This is a genomic window from Pseudomonas sp. SYWMCR5, assembly GCF_057197165.1.
Map to the genome: position 1 here is coordinate 1 of NZ_JBXUNH010000008.1, position 22,926 is coordinate 22,926.

General features: G+C 61.6%; 11 protein-coding genes. 3 read left to right on the forward strand and 8 right to left on the reverse strand.

The features are described from left to right. Positions 1–169: 169 nt before the first annotated feature. From AC2CGW_RS19605 to AC2CGW_RS19630, 6 genes are all read right to left on the reverse strand, one after another. Positions 170–637, reverse strand: a complete 468-nt coding sequence (locus tag AC2CGW_RS19605) for an SRPBCC family protein (protein WP_426352974.1) — start codon at positions 635–637, stop codon at positions 170–172. A gap of 34 nt (positions 638–671) precedes the next feature. Continuing rightward, positions 672–4,103 (reverse strand): amino acid adenylation domain-containing protein, encoded by a 3,432-nt coding sequence (locus AC2CGW_RS19610; protein ID WP_484574466.1) that lies wholly within the window; start codon positions 4,101–4,103, stop codon positions 672–674. Positions 4,104–4,113: 10 nt separating this feature from the next. Beyond that, positions 4,114–5,043 carry a diiron oxygenase gene (locus AC2CGW_RS19615; protein WP_426352972.1) on the reverse strand — a complete coding sequence of 310 codons (930 nt, stop codon included), beginning with the start codon at positions 5,041–5,043 and terminating at the stop codon, positions 4,114–4,116. Beyond that, positions 5,040–5,816: a DUF3050 domain-containing protein gene (locus AC2CGW_RS19620; RefSeq protein WP_484574467.1), complete on the reverse strand. Its 777-nt coding sequence runs from the start codon at positions 5,814–5,816 to the stop codon at positions 5,040–5,042. Before AC2CGW_RS19620 ends, AC2CGW_RS19615 begins: the two co-directional genes overlap by 4 nt. Before the next feature lie 590 nt (positions 5,817–6,406). Beyond that, positions 6,407–6,991, reverse strand: a complete 585-nt coding sequence (locus AC2CGW_RS19625) for a thioesterase domain-containing protein (protein ID WP_484574468.1) — start codon at positions 6,989–6,991, stop codon at positions 6,407–6,409. Between the two features lie 72 nt (positions 6,992–7,063). Beyond that, positions 7,064–7,756, reverse strand: a complete 693-nt coding sequence (locus AC2CGW_RS19630; RefSeq protein ID WP_186670444.1) for a GntR family transcriptional regulator — start codon at positions 7,754–7,756, stop codon at positions 7,064–7,066. Positions 7,757–7,959: 203 nt separating this feature from the next. On the opposite strand from AC2CGW_RS19630, the gene lapG reads away from it, so the two are divergent. Next, positions 7,960–8,721 (forward strand): cysteine protease LapG, encoded by a 762-nt coding sequence (gene lapG / locus AC2CGW_RS19635; RefSeq protein WP_186711566.1) that lies wholly within the window; start codon positions 7,960–7,962, stop codon positions 8,719–8,721. A 9-nt stretch (positions 8,722–8,730) separates the two neighbouring features. Beyond that, the gene (gene lapD / locus AC2CGW_RS19640; protein WP_484574469.1) at positions 8,731–10,677 is read left to right on the forward strand and encodes a cyclic di-GMP receptor LapD; all 1,947 of its coding nucleotides are present in this window, start codon (positions 8,731–8,733) and stop codon (positions 10,675–10,677) included. 21 nt (positions 10,678–10,698) lie between these two features. Here lapD and AC2CGW_RS19645 read toward each other — a convergent pair whose 3' ends face one another. Together AC2CGW_RS19645 and AC2CGW_RS19650 are read right to left on the reverse strand one after the other, a co-directional pair. Continuing rightward, on the reverse strand, positions 10,699–11,040 hold the full coding sequence (locus AC2CGW_RS19645) for a tryptophan synthase subunit beta (RefSeq protein WP_186670455.1): 342 nt from the start codon (positions 11,038–11,040) through the stop codon (positions 10,699–10,701). 159 nt (positions 11,041–11,199) lie between these two features. After that, on the reverse strand, positions 11,200–21,210 hold the full coding sequence (locus tag AC2CGW_RS19650; RefSeq protein ID WP_484574470.1) for a retention module-containing protein: 10,011 nt from the start codon (positions 21,208–21,210) through the stop codon (positions 11,200–11,202). Positions 21,211–21,548: 338 nt separating this feature from the next. On the opposite strand from AC2CGW_RS19650, the gene AC2CGW_RS19655 reads away from it, so the two are divergent. After that, the gene (locus AC2CGW_RS19655) at positions 21,549–22,886 is read left to right on the forward strand and encodes a TolC family outer membrane protein (protein ID WP_186665445.1); all 1,338 of its coding nucleotides are present in this window, start codon (positions 21,549–21,551) and stop codon (positions 22,884–22,886) included. The last annotated feature ends 40 nt before the right edge of the window (positions 22,887–22,926 follow it).

Sequence of the window (22,926 nt, forward strand, 5' to 3'; positions counted from 1 at the left end):
CGCCGATGGTAGTGTGGGGTTTCCCCATGTGAGAGTAGGTCATCGTCAAGATTCATTTCGCAAAACCCCTATCTGCGTGAGCAGGTAGGGGTTTTGTCTTTCTGGTGCCCAAGAAAAACCGCTGCTGCGGTCAGCGCAGATCCCACAACAGCGGCTCGGGTTATCGCCTTCAGCTCAGTAGATTGCGCACGTTCGCCATCGCCTCATCGGCAAAGCCCTGGAGAAATGCCTGGAAGCCTGGCAATGCCTCCGGGCCGCCTTCCCAGGGTTCGGCCTGGATAGTCCAGACCGCACGGCTGCGATGCGCATCCAGCGCCTCGACCTGCATCGCAGCCCACAGGTTGCCGATATTCAGGCTGGTGTAGATCAGGCTCCAGGTCATCTGCATTGTTTGCTCGTCTCGCGAGTTCAACTGCTCGATGACCACATTGCCATCCTTGAACAGTTTCTTGCGCACCGAACGCACTCCGCTTCCGGTCATCTCGATATGGGCCAAGGCGGGAATGAACACCGGGAAGCCGGCGAAGTTGCCGACGATGTTCCATGCAGCCGCCGCCGGGGCTGCAATGTCCACGCTGGATACCACCAGGCAGCCTTGTGGATTACGGACCAGCGTGTCGGGTTTGAGTGTTTGCATGCGATGTTGCTCCTGTTGTGAATGAACGAAGGAATCAGAGAAAGCCGATAGCGCTCAGGTAGCGGCAGCCGCGGCGCAGCAACTGCGTATCCTTGGCCGGGTAGCGGGCGCCCATGCGCCGAACACCCTCGCGGGCATTGCCGTGCTCGATGCTGGAGATATCGCCGATGTCCTCCTCGAAGCCGTCGAGGTAAAAGCCCAGGACATCGAACAGCGCGTTGTCGCGATCTACCCGCCTCAGCTGGCCTTGCCACTGCTCCACCTCGACCAGCTCGAAGCGGTGGCCCTGCTCGCGGAATGCGGCCAGGTAGTCTTGCCAACGCAGCGGTTCGGGGTTGTGCAGGTTGAAGACGCACTGCGCGGGTTGGTGCCTGCTGCTGTGAAAGGCGATGAAGCGGGCCAGGAAGTCCACCGGCATGAGGTCGAAATCGATCTCCAGCCGTGGTACCTGGCCCAGCTGCAGTGAGCCCTTGAGCATCAGCATCAAGCGATTGCGTTGGGGCTGGCACACGCCGTTGCGGCTGTCGAAGCTGATATTGCCGGGACGGAACAGATTCACCCGTACCCCTGCTTCACGTGCCCGCTGGAGGATACGTTCGCCGACCCATTTACTCAGGTTGTAGCCGTTGCGGATGTAGATTGGCGGAGTCGGCGCGGGGCCTTGCTCCAGCACGCGGCCGTCGCTGTCCATTGCGCTGCAAGCGGACAGCGTCGAGACGAAGTTGAAGACCTTCTTGCGTCGCCCTTCACACAGGCGCAGGCATTCGAACAGCGGTTCGATGTTGTCGCTGACCAAGGCCTGGTAATCGAGTACGTGATTGACCTGGGCAGCGTTGTGCAGCAGTGCGCCGTAGTTCAGGTCGAGATCGTCGTAGTCCGCTTCGCTCAGCCCCAGCCGAGGGCGGCGCAGGTCCGCGTCGAATACCCGTACGCGCTTGTCATCAAGGCTTAGCTGATTGTCTGCCAACGCCTGTCTGAAGCGTTCAGTGGCACTCTGGGTTGCGCTGCTACGTACCAGGCACGCCACCTCCGTGGCCCCCCAGTCGAGCAGTGCTTCGACCAGATGTACGCCGAGAAAGCTGTTGGCGCCCGTGACGATAACCTTGTGCACATCGCCCATGGCCTGCAGAGGCAGTACCTGCAGGTCCAGGTCACGGTTGGCGTCCTGCTCCAGGCGTTGGAGCGAAGTCTCCAGGGAGTTACCGTCACCGTCGAGCAGCGCACCCAGGCGCTGTAGCGTCGGCTGTTCGATGAAGCGGTTGATCGCCACGCCGCGGCCGAAGGCCTGGCGCACCTCCAGCAGCAGCCGCGATAGCAGGATCGAATGCCCGCCCAGACTGAAGAAGCTGTCGTCGACGGAAATATCCGACTGGGCCAGTTCCAACAGCTCACTCCAGAGCCCGAGCAGACGCTGCTCGGTCGGTGTGCTGGGTGCTAGCCGCTGTGCCGCTGGCAAGGTCAGTGGATGCGCCCGCAACGCCTGGCGGTCGACTTTGCCGTTGGCGGTGTAGGGCATTTGCTCCAATACCTGGTAGAACACCGGACGCATGTAGTCGGGCAGATGCCGCTCAGCATGCTCACGCAATCCAGTGTCGGCCGCATCACACGTCGGTTGCGCGGCGAAAGCCAGGACGCGGCGTTGGGCATCGATCACCACCGCGATCTGTGCATACAGGCCGCTGTTGCGCAGGCAGTGCTCGATTTCTTCCGGCTCTACGCGAAACCCACGGATCTTCACCTGATTGTCGCGTCGCCCGCACAGCTCGATGCCCTGTGCGGTCCATTTGCCAATATCACCTGTACGGTAGGTGCTCAGCGAACGGCCATCGGGCAGGTCGAGTACGACGAAACGCTCGGCGGTCAGTTCCGGATTGTTCAGATACCCCAACCCGACCCCCGGGCCGCAGATGTACAGCTCTCCGGGTGTCTCCTGAGTGACCGGCTGCAAGTCGTCGTCCAGGATCAGTACCTGGGTATTGGCGATTGGCACCCCCAGGTTGCGATTACTGTCCCCGGCAGCGCAGACGCGAGTCGTCGCCAATACCGTGGTTTCGGTAGGGCCATAGATGTTGTGCATCCGGCATTGTTCGCTGTACCGCGCGATGACCTGGGGCTCGCAGACATCGCCCCCGGTGATCAGGTGGCGCAGGCCAAGCGGCCTGTCATGCGGGAGGATGCTCAACAGCGCTGGCGGCAGAAACGCATGGCTCACCGCCTGGCTGTGGATAAGTTGCACCAGTTGCTGGGGATCGCGGCGCTGGTCATCGCTGGGCATGACCAGTTCCGCGCCGCAGGCGAAGGTCGGCAGGATATCCAGCAGCGAGGCGTCAAAGCCGATGGTTGAGAACTGCAGCACCCGGCTGTGCGCATCCAGTGCGACATGCTCGCGATACCAGGCGATGAAGTGGGTGAGGTTACGCTGGCTGAGCAGCACGCCTTTCGGCTGACCGGTGGTGCCTGAGGTATAGATCGCCACGCAGGCCCGGTCTGCTGTCTCGGGCCGCAGGACCAGCGAGGGCAGGCAGCTGTCAGTGGGCACCTGCAGCGTGCGCACATCCAGCAGGGCCAACTCGGCCTGTGGCTGGCCGTCATGCAGCAGGACCCGGGCGCCAGCATCCTGCAGAATGCGTTGACGACGTTCTGTGGGTGTCGTCGGGTCCAGTGGCAGGTAGATTGCGCCGCAACCCAATATCGCCAACACGCTGGCGTAGAGTGCTGGCGACTTGGCCAGGCAGACGCCCACCACCACTTGCTTATCGTCCTGATCAGGCAGTAACGGCAGCAGTGCCCGTTGCAAGGCCGCGCTCAGTGCGTGCAAGTCGTGATAGCTGCTGCGCTGGCCATCGCGGTTCAGCGCCGGTTGCCGTGCGTGTTGGCGCAGAGCTTGGTCCAGGCCCTCCATCAAGCCGACTTCGCTGCTTACCAGCAGGTCTGTGCGTTGAGAGCGGTTGAACGGATGTCGGTAGGCCAGCGTTTGCAGCCAATCCAGACCGTGCTCACGCGTTTGCAAGCCGGGCTCGACGGCGCACGCTTCGTTCAGATGCTGAGGGTCGCGGGCGAGGTACGCGACCTGCCGGGTGACCAACTCCTCCAAAGCTCGCACCGCATCTTCACGTAGTTGCTGGCCATTGCCCGAGATGGGCGCGACCAGCGGTACGCGGCTGATCAGGCGCGCAGCCGTGGCACTGGCGCACCAGCACAGCAGTTCCAGGTGTGGCAGGGTGTCGGCGTGGCTGGCGCCCAGGCGCACCCTGAGCAACGGCGTTTGCCCCAGGTGTGCCCAGTCACTGGTGCACAGCACCAGGCTGCCGTCCTCCAGAACCAGAGAGTGATGGCTGGCCAAGGCCTGGCGTAGCATCGAGGGTGAATCGGCCAGCAGGGTGGCGTGGCCCTGCTCGTCGAGTATTCGGGCCAGGCTGCGCAGCGCAAGGCTGTGGCCGACCATCAGTATGTCGAGACGTCGCATGCGGATCTCCTCAGGGCAGGTAGCCGCGCAGGGCTTCCTGCACGCAGGGCGACTCGAGCATCGAGCTGCTGCGGAAGAAGCGCAGGATGTTGCCCAGCAACGGATGCTGGTGGTTGATCGGGTAGGCCAGGCCGAGCACTTCCTCGCGCAGCGACTGGCGCAGCGTTTCGCTGACTGGCAAGGCCTCGATCAGGTTGAAGTCGAAGGCCTGCTGGATGTCGTTGGTCAGGTACTGGCCCAGGAACACGGGCAGCACCTGGGCGATCATCTGGCGATCGACCTCGGGCGCGGCTTGCCAATAGATGCGCGTCAGCCGCGCCCAGAAGCTCGAATGCCGACCTTCGTCGAGCAGGTGATCGGCCATCAGCCCCTTCACCGAGGGCTTGACCGTGTCGTCGCGGGCGAAGGCGGCGACATCGTCGGTCAGGGTGTTTTCGGCAATGCCGACGCAGATCAGCTCAAGAGCGTCCCGCAGCGTTTCCGGCACCCGTGCCAGTGCGGTAGGGATCGCACGGCTGAGTTCGATCTCGGTGGGCAGGGCGATCGGCTCGAGGCCGGTCAGGGCGATGGTCTGCTGCAGGAAGTCCATGGCCACCAGCGCGTGGTAGTCCTCGTCGACCACCACGGTCATGGCGTCATAGCGGCAGGCGAAGGGAAAGCGCACGGTGAAGCGGTCCTTGGCAATCCGCCGGGCCGTGCGGTCGACGATCTCGGTCTCGAAGATCACCACGTCGTTGATGAACTTGTAGAGACTCTGCACCAGCACGAAATCACGCAGGTGCGGGCAAGCCCGTTGGAAGGTGGCGCTGAGTACCAAGGGTTGGCGGCTGAGGGGGTAGATCAGACGCTGGTCGTCCTCGAGCCGCCGCCGCGGGCGAGTACGGATGGTGGCACGCTCCTCCCAGCTGTCGGCGAAGGAGCGGTAATCGAGCGCGTTCATGGCGTGACCTCGCTGGCGGTGACCTGCAGCGAGGCGCGCAGACGGTCCCACAGCGCGGTGCGGCTCTGGACCGCGGCGATGGCGGCTTCGTACACCTCGTGTTGACGTTGCGGGTCATCGTTCACCAAGCGTGCCAGCAATGCTTCGGCGGCCGGGCCGTGGTCTTCGGCGTCGACCTCGATGTGGCGCTGCAGGTAATAGCGGAAGGTCGGGGCCTGCGCCTGGTCGATGCCCCATTCGTCGAGGATCTGCTGGAACATCGCCGGGATGACGCTTTCGCGGCCATGCAGGAAGGCGGCTGCCACGCGATGGGCAGGTGCGTTGAGTGCCACCTCGAGAGTGTCACCGACGAAGTGCCTGGCGGCCTCGCTGGCGCCACAGCGCTGCAGGGCAGTGGCGTAGTCGAGGCCCTGTTGTTGCAGATGGACGAAGCGCTCGATGGCCTGGGTGCTGGCACCCACTTCGCGCATGGCGTCCAGATACAGTTCGAAGTGGCTGTAGTGGCCGTGCTGCAGGCAGTCATCAGATTCTTCGCCGAGCACGATCTCGTTGATCAGGCGGGCGGCGGCGGGGTCCACCGGTGGTAGCCAGGGCAGGCTTACGCAGGTCAGTTCCCGTTGCAGGCGCTTGGTCAGCGACATGAAGTCCCACACCGCGAAAACATGGGTTTCCATGAAACGTTGCAAGGTTTCAATAGTGTCGATTTCTGAGAAGAGCGGGTGTTGGGCGAGCGTGGATTTATGACTGGAAAGTGTGCGCTTCAATGTGCTCATGGTTGATATCCATTGTGTGAAAGTTGGCATGTTTTCCCGATAAGTTGCAGCCGCTGAAATACGCCGGGCGAACGGGGTCCTCGACAGGTACTCGATGGCTGAACAGTCTCGGTGATGGTGGCCGCCCCTTGATTCGTCTGGCGCGTACGTAGTCAAGCCGTGTCGGGTGTCGGCGATATAAAAGTTAGAACAACATCAAAGTTTGCCGCAAATGTTTTTTGAAATATTTTAATAATTGAAAAGTTTCGAGCAATAGTGTGCTGAATAAAACATTTGAAGTGTTTTATTTTGGCAAGACAGGCCCCTTCCGATAATTAGTCATCAGAAAAAAAGTTGAGTGAATGCCTCACTCGAAGCACTGGTGAATGGAAGTACGAGGATGTTCCACTGTTGAGGGGCGGCTGATCGCCACGCGGCCCTTGCCCCGGTGTCGGGCTCCTTCTGCGGGTAAATGGAAGGCATGCGACCGGGCCCGGGACGGACGATCGGCAGTCGCAGCGCGACTAGAGTGGGCTCAAACGACTCGCGCTGCCATGGTCATTGGCAGCGCATCAGGGGAAACAACGCCTTCAAGAGGGGGAGTAGCCTGCTCAGAGGCTCAATAAGCCAAGATGCGTGTTGAAGATTCTCACGAGTCTTTGGTCTTGATACGACTTGTCGACCCTATGGTCGGGCAACTCGATGAGCTCCAGTTCGCGCCGGACGAAGGCGTGCCAGCCAAGCATTTCGGGGAGGGCTCCAGGTGGGTAGAGGACCGTCACCGGTAACCGTATGGCATTCGCGCTGGCATCGGGTTCTGCCACCCTTGGGCTGTCACAGCTGGAAACAAACAAATGGCGGGTCTGCCCGGGGTACTCGCGTTCCGCCAGTTGTGCCAGCTCGAACGCCATGTGGGCTCCCAGGCGCTGGCCAAACATGGCATGGGGCCCTTCGAGGTAAGGATGCAGGTGCTTGGCCACGGTTCGGGCCAGGGGAGAGGGGCCTTGCAGCGGGTCGCACGGGCTGCATTCGGCATGGCGTCGAACATCCACTGCTATCAGTTCGATATGGTCGCTCAAGGCATGGGACCAGGCGCGATATTGCTCCAGGTGCTCCTGGCTACAGGCGAGGCAGATCAGACGGATTCTCGAGGGTTGCCCGGAGTGCTCTGGTGCCGGTGGTTTCTGGACGTGCACTGTCTGTCCTTCGCTCCGTTCGGTGCCGGAGCTTCATGGCTGACACGGCTTTTGGCTATGTCAGCGGGTGATTCATTTGCCGGCTTGGCTGTTCAGGTAGTTCCTGATGGTACGTGATGCCGTATTGAGGTGCCTTTCCAGCACGTCGATGGCCTGGTCCACCAACTTGTCGCTGGCAGCGTCCACCAGTGCGATGTGGTCGTCCTGAGTCAGCTTGCCCAGGCCCATCGACGACAGGTGGAAGCGCAGGAAGCGCTCCTCTTCGTTGAGCTCGATCTCGATCATGCGCAGCAACTTGTGGTTGTGCGCCTTGCTGTACAGCGTCATGTGGAACAGGCGGTTGAGGCGGCCGATCTCCGCGTGGCGTGTCTCGTTCTCCAGTTGCTGGATGTAGTTGCGGGCGAGGGCGATGTCGCTAGCGTCCAGGTGGGGAATCGACTGGCGCAGCGCTTCGGTCTCGAGCAGAACGCGCAGGCCATAGGTGTCGACGGCATCTTCGCCGATCAGCGGTGCGACCACGGCGCCCTTGTGCATCACCACCTTGAGCAGCGATTGCGCCTCGAGCTGGCGCAGCGCCTCGCGCACTGGCATGCGGCTGACCCCGAACAGGCCGGCGAGCTCCTGCTGGCGCAAGGCGGTGCCGGGAGGCAGCCGCCCATCGACAATAGCGCTGCGCAGACGCTCTTCGATCACGCTGCGGGCAAGGTGCGCTGGCACCTGCTCGTTACCCAGCACGGAGCTGAGGAGTCTGGTTTTCTCGGCCACGCGGAGTCTGCCTCGATGATTGCGATGATTGGATCCAATAACCCTAGTCAGCGGGGTGATGGCTTGTCAAACCGCGGTGACGGTGCCTGCGGCCGATGGAATGCGGCTATCGTGAATGAAGTCATCGAGCAAAGGAAGTCGGACTTTTCCTGGCTCGATGATCGTAACCTCCTACGCTTTTTCACGCGCACCGTGATTGTAAGGTGCCATTGTCTTTTCCCCCGGCAAGCCGCACCATCGCTGCTTTGGACTGGTCTGGATGGGTGTTCGCAGTGGCGATACCTGGAATGCTCAATTTGGCCGTGCGTCGCCTCGGCCTCGCCGTGCTGCTTGGCTGCCTGCTGCTGGGCGGCCTGCATGCGGATTGGGATTTCGCCCAGATCAGCCGCCGCGCGCAACAGCTGTACGGCCCGCTTGGTGCAGGGCAGGGGCGTATCGACGCCTGGCAGAACCTGATGGCCACGCAGAACCAGGGCAGCGAACTGGACAAACTGCAGGTGGTCAACCTGTTCTTCAACAAGCAGCTGCGCTATGTCGAGGACATCGACCTGTGGCATGAGGTCGATTACTGGGCCACGCCGGTCCAGTCGCTGATCAAGGGTGCCGGCGATTGCGAGGACTACGCCATCGCCAAGTATTTCAGCCTGCGCCGCATGGGTGTGCCCGCCGAAAAACTGCGCATCACCTACGTCAAGGCGTTGCGCCTGAACCGGGCGCACATGGTCCTGACCTATTATTCAAGCCCACAGGCCCAGCCGCTGGTGCTCGACAGCCTGATGGACGCGATCAAGCCGGCCAGCCAGCGCAACGACCTGCTGCCAGTCTATGCCTTCAACGGCGAAGGTCTGTGGCTGACCGGCGCCGGGGGCAACAAGAAGGTCGGCGACACCAAGCGCCTGTCACGCTGGCAGGACGTGCTGAAGAAAATGCAGGCCGAAGGGTTCCCGGCCGAACCGGTTTATTGAGGAGCACAGATGTCACTGTTCAAACAATTGCTGCTTGCCATATGCCTGCTCCTGACCATCGCCTTCAGCGGCAGCTTCATGTTCAGCCTGGAGAGTTCGCGCAGCCAGTACGTCAACCAGCTGCGCTCCCACGCCCAGGATGCGGCGACGGCGCTGGCCTTGTCGCTCACACCGAACATCGATGATCCGGCGATGGTCGAGCTGATGGTCAGCTCGATCTTCGACAGCGGTTATTACTCGAGCATCAAGGTCATCGACCTGGACTCCAACGCCGTCCTCGTCGAGCGCCATGCCGAACCAGACAGCAATGGCGTGCCACGCTGGTTCATCGGCCTGATCGGGCTGGAGCCGGCCGGCGGCGATGCCATTGTCAGCCGGGGTTGGCAGCAGGCTGCGCGCGTCGAGGTGATCAGCCACCCGATGTTCGCCCTGGCCAAGCTCTGGCAGAGCGCCCTGGGCAGCCTTGGCTGGTTGCTGCTGTGCGGGGTGGTGAGTGCGGTGCTGGGCGCACTGCTGTTGCGCCGCCAACTGCGGCCGCTGGACTACATGGTGGCGCAGTCCCACGCCATCGCCCGCCGTGAATTCCTCAGCCTGCCCGAGCTGCCGCGTACGCCAGAACTGCGTCGGGTGGTACAGGCGATGAACCAGATGGTCGAGAAGCTCAAGGCACTGTTCACCGAACAGGCCGAGCGCAGCGAAAAGCTGCGCAGCGAGTCGTACCAGGACAGCCTCACGGGGCTGGCCAACCGGCGCTACTTCGAAATGCAGTTGAACACGCGTGTCAGCAACCTCGAAGAGGCCCGAGCCGGTTACCTGCTGTTGCTGCGGGTGCAGGACCTGGCCGGCCTCAACGCCCGCCTGGGCGGCCAGCGCACCGACCAGTTGCTGCAGGCGGTGGGCGAGCAGTTGCGGCGCACATGCGCCAGCTATCCGGAAACCAAGGACTTGATCACCCGCAGCCGCGGTGGCGAGTTTGCCGTACTGGCGCCGGGGATGGTGCATGAGGAGGCAGTGCAACTGGCACAGGCCCTTGAGGCGACCTTGCAGAGCCTGCATGTGACGGGGGCCAGCGATGTCGACCCGGTGGCCTGTATCGGGTTGGCGCCGTTCAGCCCTGGGGATGCACCGCAAGCATTGTTGAAGCTGGCAGACGAGGCGCTGGCACGGGCCGAGAGCCAACCGGAACCGGGCTGGGTCTGCCTGGAGCAGGGCGCCGCGGCCCAGGCTGCCGACAGCCATCACGCCTGGCATTCACGCCTTGACCAGGCGCTGGACAAGGGACAGTTCGAACTGTTCTTCCAGCCCGTGGTGGATTGCCAGGCGCCAGAGCGTGTCCTGCACTTCAAGGTGATTTCGCGTCTGCACGATGGACAGGGTGAGGCGCTCGCCGCCGGGCGCTTCCTGCCTTGGCTCGAGCGCTTCGGCTGGATGCCACGGCTCGACCTGCTGGTGCTGGAGAACGTGTTGCGGCATCTGCAGCAGCATGGCGAGTCGCTGGCGCTGAACCTTTCCGCCGCCACCCTGGCCGATGCCAAGGCGTTGCAGCGAGTCTACGAGCTGCTGGGGCAGCATGCGGCATTGGGGCCCAGGTTGACCTTCGAGATCGGCGAGGAGCAACTGCCAGAGCAGGCACAGCTGGAGAAACTGACCCGCCACCTGCACAAGCTCGGTTTCGGTCTGGCGCTGCAGCGCTTCGGCGGGCGCTTCAGCATGATCGGCAACCTGGCTCACCTTGGGTTGGCGTACCTGAAGATCGATGGCGGTTATATCCGCAGCATCGACCAGGAGCGGCACAAGCGGCTGTTCATCGAAGCGATCCAGGGGGCAGCGCACAGCATCGACCTGCCGTTGATCGCCGAACGTGTGGAGACGGAAGGGGAGCTGCAGGTGCTGCGCGAGATGGGCGTGCAGGGAATCCAGGGGCAACTGGTTGGAGAGCCAGCGCCCTGGAAATGAGGGCGCTGTACCCGCAGATCCTCAGATCAACCCGCCCTCTTCATCGTCTTCGATCAGGTTGTTCAGGCTTCCCAACGCCTTGCGCGCGGTGGAACGGCTGAGCAGTTTGGCCTGGGCACCAGGGGGCAGGTCGGTGATGCTGAACACGCCCTTGGCGGTCAACACCTCGATCAAGTCCTCGAGCACACGGATCATGTCCAGATCGCTCTGTTTGAGCTGCTTGAGACTGTTCTCCACGACATCATCGGCGAACCATTCCTGGATTTCGGTATGGTCGGCCGGCAGCGTGTCGGTGTGCTCGGCAAACGCAGCTGCTTCTACCCGCAGCAACTGGCCGTTGGCATCGCGTTGCACGTAGAACATGGCATCGACCCTCGTCACGATGATTCCTTCTTGGTTGTCAGCAGCATAGGCAAAGTTCAGCAGGCCTGCCGGGCCTGGCAGGCGAGTATGCGCCGTGAGGCGACGGCAGGAAAGCGCCGCACCCCCGGCGGCCGGTAAAGGCCGCCCGGGGCGTGGGCATCAGCTGTTGGAGTTGTCGATCTTGATGGTCGGGTCGGCGCCACTGATCAACGAGTTGATCGTGGTGTTCGACCAGTTCACGCCCTCGAGCTTGATGGTCACGTCAGCGTTGGCCAGGCCGCCGGCAGCATTGAGTTTGCCTTCGGTGCTGACCTGCAGGGTCGACTCACCGTTCACGGTGGTGATCTTCAGGAAGTTGTCGATGGTGCTGGCCTTCTCGCCCTGCAGCAGGTCGCGCAGGTCGAGGCGGTCGCCCTCGGTGGCCTTGAAGTCTTTGATCACGTCATTGCCCAGGTCGCCGGCCTTCCACACGAAGGTGTCGGCACCGGTGCCACCGATGAGGATGTCATCACCCTTGCCACCGATCAGCACGTCGTTGCCAGCACCGCCAATGAGGATGTCGTTGCCTTCACCGCCCAGCAGCGTGTCGTTGCCGGTGCCGCCGAGCAGGATGTCGTTGCCACGACCGCCGTCGATGTAGTCGTCGCCACCCTGGCCGAAGATGATGTCGTCGCCATCACCGCCCATCAGCGTGTCGTTGCCGTCGTTGCTGCGCGAGATATCGAACTCGGTGTAGTGCTCGGTCACGTACTTGTGCATTGCCCGTGCATCTACATCGCCCGCATCGACGCCCAGCTTGTTGGCGACATAACCGCGGATCGCATCGACACCGGTACCTGCGACCGAGTCGAAGGTGACCAGGTCACCGAAGATGATGTCGTTGCCGTCACCGCCGTTGACCGTATCGTTACCCGGCTGGGTGACCTCAGTGTGACCGAGGATGGCTTCGGCCAGTTTGCTCGGGTCGATGTTGGTCTGTGGCTTGCCATCGGTGTCGAACGGCTTGAGATCGTTGGTCTTGATATCGCTGTTCAGGCCGATGGCCTCGACCTGCGACAGACCCGACAGCAGCTTGAAGGCGGCGGTCGAGTCGTTCATGGTCGCGGTCGTGGTATCGGAGCCGTTACCGGCGCGGGTGGACAGCTCGTAGCCACCGTTACCTTCGGCACGTACATCGCCGCTGGTGGTCACGCTCCAGCCGCCCCAGGAGTAGGTCTGTACGGTCAGCTTGCCGGTGCTGTCTATGGTTATGTAGTTGGTATTGTCCAGGTACTTGGAGATCGTATTGCCTGGTTTCCAGTTGTTCGCCGTCAGGAAGCTGTCCAGCGTGGTGCTGGTGTTGCCCAGGGTCGGGTTGCCGCGCTCGCTGGTCTGGTAGTAGGTCGGCTTGCCGTCGGTGACGAAGAACGTCTGGTTGCTGCCGGTGTTGCCAGCATTCTGGAGGTTCTGGAACCAGTTGGCGGTGGTCTTGAAGGCGTCCTCGTAGTTGGTGCCGCCGTTGGAGTTCAGCGTCTTCAGGGCGTTGAGCAGGGTCTGCAGGCCGGCATCGTTGAGGGTCACCGAGACCGAGGATTTCACCTGGCTGGCGAAGTCCACGAGCAGGATGTTCACGGTACCGGACTGGTCGCCCTTGACGCTGGCGGCCAGGGTCTTGAACACCGACTCCAGCGACTGCTTCGCCGCATCCACGCCAGACGAGCCCATGCTGCCCGAGGTGTCGACGATGAAGGCGATGTTGTAGTTCTGACCTGGCACCACGTGCAGGCCGACCACGTCGGCGACGACGATATCGTTGCCATCGGTACCGGTGAAGCTGTCGCCTTCCGACGTCAGGTTGCTGGTGTTGTAGGTCTGCGGGTACACCGTGACCTTGATGGTGCCTTCGTTGGTCGCGGTGCTGCCGCCAACGCTTTCGGTGGACGTGGAGCTGACCTTCACATCGAATTGGCCGCTGTAGTAGGTCGGTGGCTTGATTGCCAGGCTGCCCAGGTTCCAGCCGGTGACGTCCACCGCGCTGCTACCGACGGTGAGGCTATGGCCTGCGTTATCGCTGATCACCGAGCCCGCCGGGATGCCGCTGAGTTTCACGCTCAGGGTTTCCGAGCCGTCGGTGTCGGTCAGGTTGGTGTTGATGCCGACCAGCTTGACGGGGGCGCCATTCTCACGACCTTCGTTGAGCTTGTAGCCGTCGTAGTAACCCTGGCCGTTGCTGCCGTGCAGTTCGGAAACGGTCAGGCCGGCATTGGTCATCGCCCCGAGGTTCGGGTACATCGGGATGGTCGAGCTGTTCAGGTCGGTGACCGCGCCGTTGCCCACCTTGATGTTGATGTCCAGGCTGCCTGGGCCGGCCTGGTTGGCGTTGTAGATCTCCAGGGTGTAGTAGCCGCTGGTGGTCGGCGTGTAGCTGCCGGTGATGGCGCCACTAGCGTTGCCCCAGGTGCCGCTGGCGACGTTCTTGCCGCCGATCACGATCTGCAGGCTGTCGTCGGCCGTGCCGCTGAAGGTGTAGGTCTTGCCGGCTTCCAGATAGATCAGGCCGGAGGTCTTCGAGCCGGTGCCCGGGGTCACGGTGGCGGTGGTATCGACCGTGGTGACCTGCTCGCTCTTGCTGGCGTTGCCGGAGTTGGCGAACACGTTCTTGAGCTGGTCGCCGGTGATGCCGTTGCCGTTGTTGCCCAGGCCGTTGAGGCTGTTCCAGGTTTCCTTGGTCAGACCGATCGAGTTGACGTTGTTGTTGCCGATCGACAGGTCAGGCCTGTCGGCGACCGGCGTGATATCGACCTTCATGGTCACTTCGCTGCCGGTGTTGGTGCCATCGTTTGGCTTGTACTTGATCTGTGCGTAGTCGGCCTGCTTGTTGCCCACGCCGCTGCCACCATAGCCATCTGCGCCCGACTGGTTGGCCAGCGGCACGAACTTGAGCTTACCAGCGGCGATGTCGGCCTGACTGATGGTCTGGTTGAGCGACACGTCGACCCACGAAGTGCCGTTGAAGAACTTCAGGTTGCCCAGATCCGGCAGCTTGCTGATGGTCACGCCCAGGCCGGTGTTGCCATCGGCGTCGGTGACCTTGAAGTCGCCCCACTGGAACACGTAGTCGGTGTCTTCGGTGCCAGTCACGGCGCCGCCTGGCGATACCGGCATGTGGTCGTTGTCGATGATCGTGGTGGTGACGCTCGACTTGCTCGGGTTGACCTGCAGGTTTTCGAAGCCGCCGCCGCTGACACCGCTGATCTGGACGGTGAAGTTCTCCGAGCCCTCGACGAGTTGGTCATCAATGGTCTTGATGTCGAAGGTGGCGGTGCTGCTGCCAGCCGGGATCTTCACGGTGACCACGCCGGTGTAGTCCTGGCCGTTGGTGGCGGTGCCACTGTAGCTCAGGGTGACAGTGACCTCGGTCTTGGACGGATTGGTCAGGGTCAGGGTGTAGTGCGCGGTGTCGCCTTCGGTCACCGACGTGTCGCCGCTGATGCCCACGGTGGTCAGGTCGCCCTGGCCGCTCGGCTCGTCGGTGACGGTGGTGGTGACGGTATTGCTGCCAAGGGTCAGCTTCTCGAAGTTGTCGCCGCCGGTGACCGATTCGATCTTGTTGACGATCGGTGCCTGGCCGCCGACATAGACGTCGTCCTTGGCGGTGATGGTGAAGGTGCCAGTGGCGCTGCCAGCCGGCACGGTGACCTTGGTGCCGTCGCTGAGGGTGAACACCAGGCCGCTGTGGCCGGTGACCGACAGGCCCTGGGCGTTGGTCAGGGTGACGGTGTAGGTGACCTGGCCGCCTTCGGTGACAGTGGTCTTGTCAGCAGACAGCGTTGCAACGACTTCGCTGATGGTGTCGGTGATCTGCACGGTGGCCGAACCACCGAGCTCCAGATTCTCGAAGGTCTTGCCCGGAACGGTGGCGTCGCTGATGCCCACGGTCAGGGAACCCGAGTCTTTGAAGACGTCATCGCCCTGGGCTGGCGCCTTGTACTCGACCTGCGTCTGGCCCGCGGCGATGGTGACCTTGTCGCCATTGCTCAGGGTGACAGTCAGCGGACGATCCAGCGGCTGGTTCACTTTGACGGTGAACGACGGTTGCTGATCTTCAGTGACGTTACCGTTGCTGACGATGGTGACCGAGACCTTGTCGCCCTGGTTGCCGGAGCCCGGCGTGCCCACACCAGGTTCGTCGGTGACGGAGGTGGTGACGGTGTTGCTGCCGAGGGTCAGCTTCTCGAAGTTGTCGCCTCCGGTGACGGACTCGATCTTGTTGACGATGTTCGGCTGGCCACCGACGTACACGTCGTCTTTCGCGGTGATGGTGAAGGTGCCAGTGGCGCTGCCAGCCGGCACGGTGACTTTGGTGCCGTCGCTCAGGGTGAACACCAAGCCGTTGTGGCCGGTAACCGACAGGCCCTGGGCGTTGGTCAGGGTGACGGTGTAGGTCACCTGGCCGCCTTCGGTGACGGTGGTCTTGTCGGCGCTGAGGGTCGCGACTACTTCGCTGATGGTGTCAGCGATCTGCACGGTGGCCGAGCCACCGAGTTCGAGGTTCTCGAAGGTCTTGCCCGGAACGGTGGCGTCACTGATGCCCACGGTCAGGGAGCCCGAGTCTTTGAAGACATCATCGCCCTGGGCCGGTGCCTTGTATTCAACTTGGGTCTGGCCCGCAGCGATGGTGACCTTGTCGCCATTGCTCAAGGTGACGGTCAGCGGACGATCCAACGGCTGGTTCACTTTGACAGTGAACGACGGCTGCTGATCTTCGGTAACGTTGCCATTGCTGACGATGGTGACGGAAACCTTGTCGCCTTCGTTGCCAGTACCCGGAGTACCAGTGCCCGGTTCATCGGTGACGTCAGTTTTCACTTCGCCCTGACCCAGAGTCAGTTTCTCGAAGTTATCTGCGCCAGTAACGCCTTCCAGCTTGTTCACGATTGCTGGCTGGCCACCGACGTACACGTCGTCCGGTGCGTGGATGGTGATGGTGCCGGTAGCGCTGCCAGCCGGAACGGTCACCTTGGTGCCATCCGACAGAGTGAAGGTCAGGCCGCCATGGCCTTTGACGTCAAGGCCCTGGGCGTTGGTCAGGGTAACGGTATAGGTGATCTCACCGCCTTCGCTGACGGTGGTTTTGTCAGCAGTCAGCGTCGCGACAACTTCACTCTCGGTGTCAGCGATTTGAACAGTTGCCGAACCGCCCAGCTCGAGATTCTCGAAGGTCTTGCCTGGGACGGTGGCGTCACTGATCCCAATGGTGAGCGAACCGGAATCCTTGAAGACGTCATCGCCTTGGGCTGGAGCCTTGTACTCAACCTGAGTCTGGCCTGCAGCGATGGTGACTTTGTCGCCATTGCTCAAGGTGACAGTCAGCGGACGATCCAGCGGCTGGTTCACTTTTACGGTGAACGACGGCTGCTGATCTTCGGTAACGTTGCCATTGCTGACGATGGTGACGGAAACCTTGTCGCCTTCGTTGCCAGTACCCGGAGTGCCAGTGCCCGGTTCATCGGTGACGTCAGTTTTCACTTCGCCCTGACCCAGCGTCAGTTTCTCGAAGTTATCTGCGCCAGTAACGCCTTCCAGTTTGTTCACTATCGCTGGCTGGCCACCGACGTACACGTCGTCCGGTGCGTGGATGGTGATGGTGCCGGTAGCGCTGCCTGCCGGAACGGTGACTTTGGTGCCGTCGCTGAGCGTGAACACCAAGCCGTTATGGCCGGTAACCGACAGACCTTGGGCGTTGGTCAGCGTGACGGTATAGGTGATATCGCCGCCTTCGCTGACAGTCGTTTTGTCAGCAGTCAGGGTCGCGACAACTTCACTTTCGGTGTCAGAGATCTGAACAGTGGCCGAGCCGCCGAGCTCCAGGTTTTCGAAAGTTTTACCTGGTACGGAAGCGTCGGAAATACCAACGGTAAGGGAGCCCGAGTCTTTGAAGACGTCATCACCTTGGGCTGGAGCCTTGTACTCAACCTGCGTCTGGCCTGCAGCGATGGTGACCTTGTCGCCATTGCTCAGGGTGACAGTCAGCGGACGGTCCAGTGGCTGATTCACTTTGACAGTGAACGACGGCTGCTGATCTTCGGTGACATTGCCATTGCTGACGATGGTGACCGAAACCTTGTCGCCTTCGTTGCCAGTACCCGGAGTACCAGTACCCGGTTCATCGGTGACATCGGTTTTCACTTCGCCCTGACCCAGAGTCAGCTTCTCGAAGTTATCTGCGCCGGTAACACTTTCCAGCTTGTTGATGATCGACGGCTGGCCGCCGACGTAGACATCGTCCGGCGCGTGGATGGTGATGGTGCCGGTGGCGCTGCCTGCCGGAACGGTGACTTTGGTGCCGTCGCTGAGCGTGAACACCAAGCCGTTATGGCCAGTAACCGACAGACCTTGGGCGTTGGTCAGCGTGACGGTATAGGTGATCTCGCCGCCTTCGCTGACAGTGGTTTTGTCAGCAGTCAGGGTCGCGACAACTTCACTTTCGGTGTCAGCGATCTGAACAGTGGCCGAGCCACCCAGCTCGAGGTTTTCGAAGGTCTTACCCGGAACGGTGGCATCGGTGATGCCGACAGTCAGAGAACCCGAATCCTTGAAGACGTCATCACCTTGTGCAGGTGCCTTGTACTCAACCTGAGTCTGACCTGCGGCGATGGTGACCTTGTCGCCATTGCTCAGGGTGACGGTGAGCGGACGATCCAGTGGCTGATTCACTTTGACAGTGAACGATGGCTGCTGATCTTCGGTGACATTGCCGTTGCTGACGATGGTGACAGAGACCTTGTCGCCTTCGTTGCCGGTGCCCGGAGTACCAGTGCCCGGCTCATCGGTGACATCGGTTTTCACTTCGCCCTGACCCAGAGTCAGTTTTTCGAAGTTATCGGCACCAGTGACTGATTCCAGCTTGTTGATAATCGACGGCTGACCGCCGACGTACACGTCGTCCGGTGCGTGGATGGTGATGGTGCCGGTAGCGCTGCCAGCCGGAACGGTCACCTTGGTGCCATCCGACAGAGTGAAGGTCAGGCCGCCATGGCCTTTGACGTCAAGGCCCTGGGCGTTGGTCAGGGTAACGGTATAGGTGATCTCGCCACCTTCAGACACGGTGGTTTTGTCAGCAGTCAGCGTCGCGACAACTTCACTTTCGGTGTCAGCGATTTGAACAGTTGCCGAACCGCCCAGCTCGAGATTCTCGAAGGTCTTGCCTGGGACGGTGGCGTCACTGATGCCCACGGTCAGGGAACCCGAGTCTTTGAAGACATCATCGCCCTGGGCCGGTGCCTTGTATTCAACTTGGGTCTGGCCCGTCGCGATGGTGACCTTGTCGCCATTGCTCAAGGTAACGGTGAGCGGACGATCCAACGGCTGGTTCACTTTTACGGTGAACGACGGCTGCTGATCTTCGGTGACATTGCCGTTGCTAACGATGGTGACGGAGACCTTGTCGCCTTCGTTGCCGGTGCCTGGTGTGCCAGTGCCCGGCTCATCGGTGACATCGGTTTTCACTTCGCCCTGACCCAGAGTCAGTTTCTCGAAGTTATCCGCGCCGGTAACACCTTCCAGCTTGTTGATGATCGATGGCTGACCGCCAACGTACACGTCGTCCGGCGCATGGATGGTGATGGTGCCGGTGGCACTGCCAGCCGGAACGGTCACTTTGGTGCCGTCGCTGAGGGTGAAGACCAGGCCGTTATGGCCAGTAACCGACAGACCTTGGGCGTTGGTCAGGGTAACGGTATAGGTGATCTCACCGCCTTCGCTGACGGTGGTTTTGTCAGCAGTCAGGGTGGCGACAACCTCACTTTCGGTGTCGGCAATCTGAACAGTGGCGGAGCTTCCCAGCTCGAGGTTTTCGAAGGTTTTTCCTGGAACACTGGCATCGGTCACGCCAATGGTGAGCGAACCGGAATCCTTGAAGACGTCATCGCCTTGAGCTGGAGCCTTGTACTCAACCTGCGTCTGGCCTGCAGCGATGGTGACCTTGTCGCCATTGCTCAGAGTGACGGTGAGCGGACGGTCCAGTGGCTGGTTCACTTTTACGGTGAACGACGGCTGCTGATCTTCGGTGACATTGCCATTGCTGACGATGGTGACCGAAACCTTGTCGCCTTCGTTGCCAGTACCCGGAGTACCAGTACCCGGTTCATCGGTGACATCGGTTTTCACTTCGCCCTGACCCAAGGTCAGTTTTTCGAAGTTATCCGCACCAGTGACACCTTCCAGCTTGTTCACGATCGCTGGCTGGCCGCCAACATAGACGTCGTCCGGAGCAGTGATAGTGACCGTGCCGGTAGCACTGCCCGCCGGGATGGTGACTTTGGTGCCATCCGAAAGGGTGAAGGTCAGGCCGCCATGGCCAGTGACATCCAGGCCCTGACCATTGGTCAGGGTGACGGTGTAGGTGATCTGGCCGCCTTCGGACACGGTGGTCTTGTCGGCAGTCAGGGTCGCGACGACTTCGCTCTCGGTGTCGCTGATCTGGACGGTGGCCGCACCACCAAGCTTCAGATCCTCGAACGTCTTGCCCGGTACGCTGGCGTCGGTCACGCCCAGGGTCACGGAGCCCGCGTCCTTGAATACGTCGTCACCCTGCGCCGGCAGGCTGTAGGTGGCCTGGGTCTGGCCTGCGGTGATGGTAACTTTGTCGCCATTGCTCAGAGTCACGGTCAGGTCGTGGTCGAGCTTCTGGCTTACGGAGACGGTGAAGGTCGGCTGCTGGGCTTCAGTCACGTTACCGTTGCTGGCAATGCTGACAGTCACGGTATCGATGCTGTCGCTGACCACGGTCTGTGCCGGGGTCGGGTTGGGCACCAGGTTCTCGAAGTTGCCGCCGGTGGCGCCGGTAATGGTGGTGCTGACCGTGCTGCCATTGACGAAGACGTCGTTGGCTGGGGTCTGGAAGTCGACCGAGCCACTGGTCTTGCCGGCTTCGACGGTGACGGTCTGGCCGTTGGACAGGGTGACGGTGACCGGCGTCTGTGCCGGGTTGGTCAAGGTTACGGTGTAGGTGATCACGCCGCCTTCGGTGACGCTTGGCGAAGCGGTCAAGGTGGCGGTGGTGGTGTCGACCGAGTCGTTGATCACGGTCTGTGCCGGAGTCGGGTTCGGCACCAGGTTCTCGAAGTTGCCGCCGGTGGCGCCGGTGATGGTGGTGCTGACCGTGCTGCCATTGTTGTAGACGTCGTTGGGCGGGGTCTGGAAATCGACCGAGCCGCTGGACTTGCCAGCCTCGACGGTGATCGTCTGGCCGTTGGACAGGGTGACGGTGACCGGCGTCTGCGCCGGGTTGGTCAGGGTCACGGTGTAGGTGATCACGCCGCCTTCGGTGACGCTTGGCGAAGCGGTCAGGGTGGCGGTGGTGGTATCGATCGTGTCGGTGATCTGGGTCACCGCAGGCGTCGGGTTCGGCGTAACGATCAGGCCATTGCCACCGGTGGTACCGGTGATGGTGGTGGAAATCTGGCCACCATCGATGTACGGCGTGTCATTGGCAGGAATGTTGACGTTGACCGAGCCGCTGGTCTGGCCAGCCGGAATCACGATCACCGCGCCGTTGGACAGGGTGACGGTCAGGTTGCTCTGCGGCGCCTGGCCAACCGTGGCGGTATAGACGATGACGCCGCCCGCTTCGCTGATCGAAGGGGTGGCGCTCAGGCTCAGGCCGGTTGGAATGGGATTGTTGTTGGTGGTGGTGTCGTTGTTGCTATCCAGCCCACCGACTTCTTCGTTTGCCAGGCCTGCGGCGAAGCCCAGGGGGCCGGTGGGGAAGCCGATGCTCGGGTCGACAACGCCTGCGGTTTCTTCCAGCAGCACGAAGCTGTGGCCACCACCGACCGAACCACCGCCTGCGGCAGCAGGGCCGGCAGCGGGCGCTTCCAGCTCGGTGGTCGGGTCGACGCCGGAGGCGATGGCCTGTTGCAGCTCTTCGACCGAGGGTGCGGCCTGCGCAGTGGCCTGGGCCAGGTCGGTGCTGCTGTCGGGCGCATCGGCGCTCCATTGAGAGTCGCGGCCCAGATCGAGCATGCGACCGTCGGCCAATTCCAGGGTCACGGCGCCGCCCGGGCCGGTAAGGACTTCCTCGCCTGCGAACAGGCGGTCGCCTTCGATCAGCACGCGCTTGATGCCTTCCGGGGATACTGCGATGACTTGGCCAACAATGCTTTTGACGATGGCAACGACAGTGCTCATGGAACTCTCCGGGATGTGTCTCAATTGGCTTCCGGCCGGCGTGCGAACCTGCTTCCGCTGGAATGTTACAAAAATGATTTGACGCTTTTATGCGTCAATATTGCGTCAATAATTTTCGGCTATTAAGTTTATGCCAAAGTATTGACCTTCCTCTCGCCATCCTAAACAATCGGCAAACTAATGTCACATTGATATTTGGGTAAAAGCCTCTTCCTTTCGTATTAATTACGTACAGTCTCGCAAGCTCGCCAATCGTTCAGTTTCGGCCGCTATTTTCACGGGCCAGACCCGCTTCGGCCGTGATTTGGGACAACAGCGCCACTTGGGAATCAGTAAAAATGCGTGCGTCACTTTTCACCGTTCTTCCTCTCGCCCTTGCAGCCTCCATTGCCCAAGCACAAACCCTGCCGCAAGCCATGCAACAGGCCTTGGACGTGCACCCGGAAATCCAGGCCGGGGTCAACGCCCGCACCGCCGCGGACTATCAACTGCGCGCCGCGCAGGGTGGTTACCTGCCGCGCGTCGACATGACCGCCGGCTACGGCCGCGAGGGCAGCGATTCGCCGAGTACGTCGCATCGCTGGGAGACCTTGAACCGCGGCGAGTCAAGTATCCGTCTTCGACAAATGGTTTTTGACGGTTTCGCCACCTCCAGCGAAGTCGGCCGTCAGCAAGCCACCGTCAATGCCCGCGCCTACTCCCTGATGGGCACCTCCGAACGCACCGCGCTGACCGTCGCCCAGGTCTACCTCGATGTGCTTTCGCGCCGCGAGATGGTGCGCCTGGCCGAAGACAACCTGCGCAACCACGAACGCATCCTCGACCAGATCAAGCTGCGCACCAGCCGTGGCGTAGGCCGCCTGGCCGACCTCGACCAGGCCGAAGCGCGTCTGGCGCAGGCGCGCAACAACCTGATCACCGAACAGACCAACCTGGCCGATGCCAACACCAACTACCTGAGCGTGGTCGGGCAGATGCCTGACGAACTGAGCGCGCCCGCGCCGTTCATCGACCTGCTGCCGGCCACCCTGGACGAGGCGCGCCACCAGATGGTCGAGAGCAGCCCGATCCTGCGTTCGGCAGAATCCGACATCGCTGCGGCCGAAAAACAATACGAAGCGGCTAAGTCTAGTTTCTATCCACGTTTTGACGCGGAGCTCGGACGGACGGCAGACAACAATCTCGACGGCTCTGTCGGCCACAACAATGAATGGCAGGCCATGCTGCGCATGAACTTCAACCTGTACGCCGGTGGCAGCAACAAGGCCGACCTCGAATCGAAGTCGTATCTGGCCAACCAGGCGCTGGATATCCGCAACAACGCCTTGCGTCAGCTCAATGAGGAGTTAGGCTTGGCATGGAATGCTCTGGACAACGCCAACGCCCAGTTGCCGATCGCCCAGCAGTATGTCGATCACAGCACCCGGGTGCGCAGCGCCTACCAGCAGCAGTTCGGTCTGGGCGAGCGAACCCTGCTTGACCTGCTCGACAGCGAGAATGAAACCTTCACCGCGCAACGTCGTCTGGTTGAAGTGAAGAACACGCAGTTGTTTACTCAGTACCGAATCAAGGCGACCATTGGTCAACTGCTGAAGAGCCAGGGTGTCGTAGCCCCCATGGCGACCGTCGTACAGAACGATCTGAAGCCAAAGGTGAACCTGCCAGGCATGAACTGAAGGCGCACCTGTCCTATCCAACCGCAAGGATGAAGAGAGC